1 protein-coding gene is annotated in these 256 nt (G+C 32.0%); it reads left to right on the top strand.

The window, feature by feature from the left end:
* Positions 1 to 256: hypothetical protein (locus SB724_RS20935; RefSeq protein WP_410572882.1), on the top strand; the 256-nt coding region annotated here is incomplete at both ends.

Here is a 256-nt window from a genome sequence, read left to right as displayed (position 1 = left end):
ATAGTGTTAACGGGGATGTTCCACAGGAATTAAGCATATTAGGTAGCGACTACATCATAGGTATGCCATTACATCATAATAAACGAGAAATTCTATTTCATAAATTTATCTTAATTAGAGATGACGTACTTGAGAGCTATTCGCACCTTGAAAGTGATTTAAAAAGTAAATTAATTAGTTTTATAGATGAGGACTGTATTAATGATGTTCATGTGGAAATTATAGATTCTGGTTTAGAGCCTGTTCTTGGCATTAC

The organism is Bacillus sp. SIMBA_031, assembly GCF_046535225.1.
Classification (GTDB): Bacteria; Bacillota; Bacilli; order Bacillales; family Bacillaceae; genus Bacillus; species Bacillus velezensis.
Note: the sequence above shows the minus strand (reverse complement) of the source record. Positions and strands in the feature narration are given on the sequence as shown.